This window comes from Corynebacterium sp. HMSC072G08 (assembly GCF_001809185.1).
In the GTDB taxonomy this organism is placed as follows: domain Bacteria; phylum Actinomycetota; class Actinomycetes; order Mycobacteriales; family Mycobacteriaceae; genus Corynebacterium; species Corynebacterium phoceense.
This window is the reverse complement of record NZ_KV796388.1, coordinates 1-5956: the sequence shown is the minus strand read 5'-3', so window position 1 is coordinate 5956 and position 5956 is coordinate 1. Positions and strand designations below refer to the sequence as shown.

At 63.8% G+C, this 5956-nt stretch carries 4 protein-coding genes and 1 pseudogene; 4 read left to right on the top strand and 1 reads right to left on the bottom strand.

All coding sequences use genetic code 11. The annotated features are described in order from the left end of the window. Both HMPREF2559_RS12915 and purT read left to right on the top strand, forming a co-directional pair. Positions 1 to 1089, top strand: a pseudogene (locus HMPREF2559_RS12915) (hypothetical protein); the annotation flags it as partial. A 230-nt stretch (positions 1090 to 1319) separates the two neighbouring features. Beyond that, positions 1320 to 2549, top strand: coding sequence for a formate-dependent phosphoribosylglycinamide formyltransferase (gene purT / locus HMPREF2559_RS01365; protein WP_066491199.1), 1230 nt, complete (start codon positions 1320 to 1322; stop codon positions 2547 to 2549). 3 nt (positions 2550 to 2552) lie between these two features. Here the strand turns inward: purT and HMPREF2559_RS01360 are convergent, their stop codons facing one another. After that, positions 2553 to 3011 (bottom strand): GNAT family N-acetyltransferase, encoded by a 459-nt coding sequence (locus tag HMPREF2559_RS01360; RefSeq protein ID WP_066491208.1) that lies wholly within the window; start codon positions 3009 to 3011, stop codon positions 2553 to 2555. A 133-nt stretch (positions 3012 to 3144) separates the two neighbouring features. Here HMPREF2559_RS01360 and pta point away from each other — a divergent pair, with 133 nt between their 5' ends. Both pta and HMPREF2559_RS01350 read left to right on the top strand, forming a co-directional pair. After that, positions 3145 to 4488: a phosphate acetyltransferase gene (gene pta, locus HMPREF2559_RS01355; protein ID WP_066491209.1), complete on the top strand. Its 1344-nt coding sequence runs from the start codon at positions 3145 to 3147 to the stop codon at positions 4486 to 4488. Between the two features lie 6 nt (positions 4489 to 4494). After that, positions 4495 to 5715 (top strand): acetate kinase, encoded by a 1221-nt coding sequence (locus HMPREF2559_RS01350; RefSeq protein ID WP_066491212.1) that lies wholly within the window; start codon positions 4495 to 4497, stop codon positions 5713 to 5715. Positions 5716 to 5956 lie beyond the last annotated feature (241 nt).

Here is a 5956-nt window from a genome sequence, read left to right as displayed (position 1 = left end):
GGTGACGAGCTCAACACCAAGGTGGATGAGTCCGGTAAGACCGTTGCGGATCCGAACCAGACGGATGAGAAGACTGATCCGAACATGAAGCCGGAGGAGGTTGTCTCCCCGGATTGGGAGGATGGCTCTACCACTCCGGATACTGAGATCAAGCTGCCGAACAAGGGTGGCGCTGTCGCTGATGGCACCACGACCGAGGTAACTGGTCCGGGCACGGCAGACATTGATGCTGAGGGTAACTTGGTTGTGACCCCGGGCAAGGATGCGAAGCCGGGTGACGAGATTGTCGTTACCGTCAAGGACAAGGACGGCAAGGTCATTGACACCGTCACGGTAAAGGTGACGGAGCCTGCGGCTACGGACGCCCCGGATTGGAAGGATGGTTCCACCACTCCGGATACTGAGATCAAGCTGCCGAACAAGGGTGGCGCTGTCGCTGATGGCACCACGACCGAGGTAACTGGTCCGGGCACGGCAGACATTGATGCTGAGGGTAACTTGGTTGTGACCCCGGGCAAGGATGCGAAGCCGGGTGACGAGATTGTCGTTACCGTCAAGGACAAGGACGGCAAGGTCATTGACACGGTGACCGTCACGATTGAGAAGGCCAAGGAAGGTCTCAACCCGAAGTGCATCCCGGCGATTGCGACCACGTCGTTGCCGCTGCTGCTCCTGATTCCGGTTGGCCTCGCCGACCAGGTGAATATCCCGGGCATGGCGCCGATTAAGGCTCAGTTCGAGAAGGCGCTCGGCAATGTGAACTCCCAGATTGCTAACGCCAACTCGCAGTTGCAGAAGCAGCTGGGCATCTACAAGGGCCCGTTCGCTAAGCAGGCTGCTGACCTTAATGCGCAGCTGCAGAAGTACGGTCCGATGGTGGGCCAGGTTGCAGGCGGCATCGCCCTCGCAGCCGCTGGTATCCTCGCGCTGAGCTGGGTTATTGACTCCTGCCTGCCGGCTGGTCAGGGTTCCTCCAAGGATGAAGGTTCCTCCGCTTCCTTCGATGGTTCTTCCCTGTCTTCCGAGATTGAGGCGGACACCAACGGTAACTCCTCGATCACCCCGAAGGATGGTTCTTCCAAGAAGTAATCCTTTAAGGTAGGTTTCTCGTGAACCTCTGGTGAGCATTGCTCACCGGTATGCGCAAGCCCCAACCACCGCAGTGACTGCGGTGGTTGGGGCTTGCGGCGATCTTGGGGGAGGGGGCATCGGCAAGCGAGCACGCCCGTGACACTGCGCGCCCTGCCAATAGGGCTGCACCCAGGCGTGGAATAATGGCCACAATGTCTATTTCAGGGTCCCTCGAAGGAGAATCCACCATGACCACGCCGCAGCCTGCTGCTGACTTCGTTGGCACGCCACTTGCCCGCAATGCCACCCGCGTGTTGCTCCTCGGCGCCGGCGAGCTGGGCAAGGAGTTGGCCAGCGCGTTCCAGAACTTAGGCCTCGAGGTCCACGCGGTGGACCGCTACAAGGGCGCGCCGGCGCAGCAAGTCGCGCACTTCGCATACGTCGCGGACGTCAACGATGAACAGGCGGTGCTCAACCTCGTCCGCGAGGTGCAGCCGGACTTCGTCGTGCCTGAGGTCGAGATGGTCGCGGTGAGCGCGCTCAAGCAGCTCGAGGAGGAAGGCCAGGCCGTTGTTGTCCCCACGGCACGTGCGTGCGAGCTCACGCAGGACCGCGCGAGCATGCGCGCAGCCGCGGAGTCATTGGGCCTGCCCGTCTCGGCGTATAAGTTTGCAGAGAGCGAGGAGGAGCTCGCCGCAGCCTGTGAGGAGCTCGGCTACCCGTGCATCGTCAAACCCGATACCGCGACCTCCGGCCGCGGCCACATGATTGTGCGTGATGCTGCCGATGCCCCCGAGGCCTGGACCGCAGTCCACCGCGTCGTCGGCGACCATCACCGTCTCGTCGCCGAGCGTTTCGTCGACTTCGATTATGAGGCCACCATCCTGGCCGTGCGTTCCATCGATCCGGAGACGGGCGAGTTGGCCACGTGGTTTAGCGAACCCATCGGCCACCGCCACGCGAACGGCGATCTCATGGAGGCGTGGCAGCCCCTTGCGATGAGCGAGGATGCCCTGGACAACGCCCGCTCCGTCGCGGCGCGTATCTCCAATGAGCTCGGCGGCCGCGGTGTGTACGGCGTCGAGGTCTTCGTCGCCGGCGACGACGTCTACTTCTCTTCGGTCTCGCCCCGGCCTTCCGATACCGCCATGGTCACCGCGTACACGCAGCGCTTCAGCGAGTTTGAGCTTCATGCCCGCGCCATCCTGGGCTATCCGATTGACGTCACCCTCGTGAGCCCCGGCGCCTCCGTGATCCTGCATGCGGATTCCGATATTCAGGACGTCGCCTACACCGGCCTTGCCGAGGCCCTCGCCTATGAAGAAACGGACGTGCGTCTCTTTGGCAAGCCCGGCGCCTACGTCGGCCGCCGCATGGGCCTGGTCACCGCCACCGGTGAGACCGTTGACCTCGCCCGCGATCGCGCTAACCTCGCGGCCACCAAAATCTCCGTCACCGCGACTCCTGAGGAGTTGTAGACCCTAGCGGCGAATCATGGGCACGTGGGGCACGCCCTCGTCGTCGTACTGAGGACCGCAGACGTCAAAGCCGTAGCCGCCGTAGTAGTCGGTGAGCGGCTTTTGGGCGGTGAGGTAGAGCGGCAGTGGGGTAGAGGGGGCATCGGCAAGCTGGAGGGCTTGTTCCATGATGCGGCGGGCGACGCCGGTGCCGCGCGCGGCAGGGGTCACGGCAAAGCGACCGAACTGGAGGACCTCCTCGCCGTCAATCGTGGACGGGTAGACGCGGCCGACGCCGAGCACCGCGCCGGAGTCATCCGTGGCGAGAAGATGACGCGTGGTCGCCGCGGCGTCCGTGTCATCAATCTCGGCGTAGGGGACCTGCTGCTCGTGGACGAAGATATCCACGCGCAGCTTGTAGAGTGCATGGACCTGCAAGGGACTGAGCTCGTGGAGGGACGCGACGGTTATCGAATCTGTCATGTGACGCATTCTACGTCTGTGACGTGGTTCAAGATTTTCTCTTGTCCGTGGTCAAGTCGGTAAGGTAGAGACGATCACTATTCGGGCGCGCCAGTGACGCGCGCCATATTGTGCTATAGAAAAGGATTTTCCTATGACCGCCTCCCGTTCCGCGCTCGTGACCGTTGCTGGTCGCAGCTTTGATGGCCTTGACGTCGACGCTCTTGCTACGACCCTGGGGCTCGAGGCGACGTCCGTTGAAGGCCTGTCTTCCGTCCCCGAGATCGTCGCGGCGGGCCCGCGCATCCAGGGGCTCATCCGCGGCACGGGCGACTCCCACTTCGACGCGATTTCCGCCGCGGCACTGGGCGTGCCGCTCATCATCGTCGGCTCCGGTGTTGCCGCAGACCTCGCGCTGCGCCACGCCAAGGAGCTGCGTGCTACCGCCGTTGCCGTGGACAGCCTAGACAAGGTGCCGGGGGCGCTCGCCCCGATTGGCGCGCTGGAGCCCGTCATGTCCCCGTCCGTCTTCGAGGCCCAGTTGCTGGAGAAGGCGAAGGCCGTGGGCGCGCACATCGTGCTGCCGGAGGGCGACGATGACCGCATCCTGCTCGCCGCGGGCCAACTGCTCGCGCGCGGTATTGCCAAGCTCACCATCCTGGGCGACCCGGAGACGATTACGGTTCGCGCGAGACAGCTCGGCGTGGATCTCTCGGACGCGACGCTCATCAACCACCTCACCTCGCCGCTGGCCGAGGAGTTCGCAGAGGACTTCGCGGAGCTGCGTAAGAAGAAGGGCGTGACCATCGAGCAAGCGCGCGAGACGATGAAGGACATCTCCTACTTCGCGACGATGATGGTCCACAAGGGGCTGGCGGACGGCATGGTTTCTGGCGCTGCCCACACCACGGCGCACACCATCAAGCCGTCCTTCCAGATCATCAAGACCGTTCCGGGCGCGTCCGTGGTCTCCTCCATCTTCCTTATGGTCATGCGTGGACGCCTGTGGGCGTTCGGTGACTGCGCCGTGAACCCCAACCCGACCGCGGAGCAGCTGGGCGAAATCGCCGTCGTCTCCGCGCGCACGGCTGCCCAGTTCGGCATTGACCCGCGCGTGGCCATCCTGTCCTACTCCACGGGCACCTCGGGCTCCGGCCCGGACGTGGACCGCTCCGTCGCCGCAGTCGAGGCCGCGCGCGCCTTGGACTCCACCGTCAAGGTCGACGGCCCCCTGCAGTTCGACGCCGCCTGCGACCCGGGCGTGGCTGCGAAGAAGGCCCCGGATTCCGAGGTCGCCGGCCAGGCCACCGTCTTTGTCTTCCCGGACCTCGAGGCCGGCAATATCGCCTACAAGACGGCGCAGCGCACCGCTGGCGCGCTGGCCGTGGGCCCCATCCTGCAGGGCCTCAACAAGCCCATCAACGATCTCTCCCGCGGCGCGACCGTCCCGGACATCGTCAATACCGTCGCCATCACTGCAATTCAGGTAGGAGCGTAAATAGCCTTGTCGTACGTACTCGTCCTCAACTCTGGTTCCTCCTCCGTCAAATTCCAGCTCGTCAACCCCGAGAACGCCGCCACGGACGCCCCGCTCGTGTCCGGCCTGGTCGAGCAGGTCGGCGAGCCCATGGGCGCTGTCACCGTCAAGACGGGCGGCGAGGCTTACAAGGAAGAGCTGGAAATCCCCACGCACTCCTTCGGCCTCGAGCGTGCCTTTGAGATCATGCACGACCACGGTGTTGGCCCCCAGGATGTCGACGTCATCGCCGTCGGCCACCGCGTCGTCCACGGCGGCAAGCTCTTCTCCGAGCCGCAGCTCATCACCGACCAGATCGAGTCGATGATCGAAGACCTCATCCCGCTGGCACCGCTGCACAACCCGGCGAACCTGGACGGCATCCGCGTCGCGCGCGCCATGCTGCCCAACATCCCGCACGTGGCGGTCTTCGATACCGCGTTCTTCAACCACATGCCGCCAGCCGCTGCGCTGTATGCCATCAACAATGAGGTTGCCTCCCAGTACGACATCCGTCGCTACGGTTTCCACGGCACCTCGCATGAGTTCGTCTCGCAGCAGGTCCCGAAGTTGCTGGACCGCGACCCAGGCCACGTTCACCAGATCACGCTGCACCTGGGCAACGGTGCCTCGGCCGCCGCCATCCGCAATGGCCGCGCTATCGACACCTCCATGGGTCTGACCCCGCTGGCCGGTCTGGCCATGGGTACCCGTTCCGGTGACATTGACCCTGGCATCATCTTCCACCTGGCTCGCCAGGCGGGCATGTCTATCGATGAGATCGACAACCTGCTCAACAAGCAGTCCGGTGTCAAGGGCCTGGCTGGCGTCAACGACTTCCGTGTTCTGCGCGAGCGCATCCAGAACGAGGACCAGGACGCGTGGCTGGCGTACAACATCTACATCCACGCGCTGCGCCGCTTCATTGGCGCGTACATGATCGCGCTCGGCCGCGTCGACGCGATTACCTTTACCGCCGGTGTGGGCGAGAACGACACGGAGGTCCGCCAGGACTCCCTGTACAACCTCGACATGTACGGCATCCACTTTGACAAGGAAGCCAACCTCTCGCCGTCGCGTGAGCCGCGCATGATTTCCACGCGCACCTCTCCGGTGAAGGTCTTCGTCGTACCCACCAACGAGGAGCTCGCCATCGCGCAGAAGTCCGCCGCCGTGGCCGCCATGGCACGCGAAGCGGGACTTTATTAGGAACGGCGTTACAGGAAGACTCCTGGGAATTTTCGCATGTCTGCGTCTTTGCGCCGTGTGGGCTGTTCGCACGGCGCAGCACCGCTAATTTTTTGCCGCCGCGACCCCGTTCGCGCAGCTAATGCCCAGTATCTTTTGGGTGCCAAATAGAATGTGCAGTCCTCCGCTTGCCGGAGGGCTGTACTCGTTTTAGCGTGTGGTGCATGACCATTATGGGGGAGCTGGCCAGCCTGTTGGCCCG

What these genes read in the sequence shown, in the direction of transcription:
- HMPREF2559_RS01360 (WP_066491208.1), bottom strand. Translation starts at nt 3,011, where the DNA reads ATGACAGATTCGATAACCGTCGCGTCCCTCCACGAGCTCAGTCCCTTG.
- pta (WP_066491209.1), top strand. Translation starts at nt 3,145, where the DNA reads ATGACCGCCTCCCGTTCCGCGCTCGTGACCGTTGCTGGTCGCAGCTTT.
- purT (WP_066491199.1), top strand. Translation starts at nt 1,320, where the DNA reads ATGACCACGCCGCAGCCTGCTGCTGACTTCGTTGGCACGCCACTTGCC.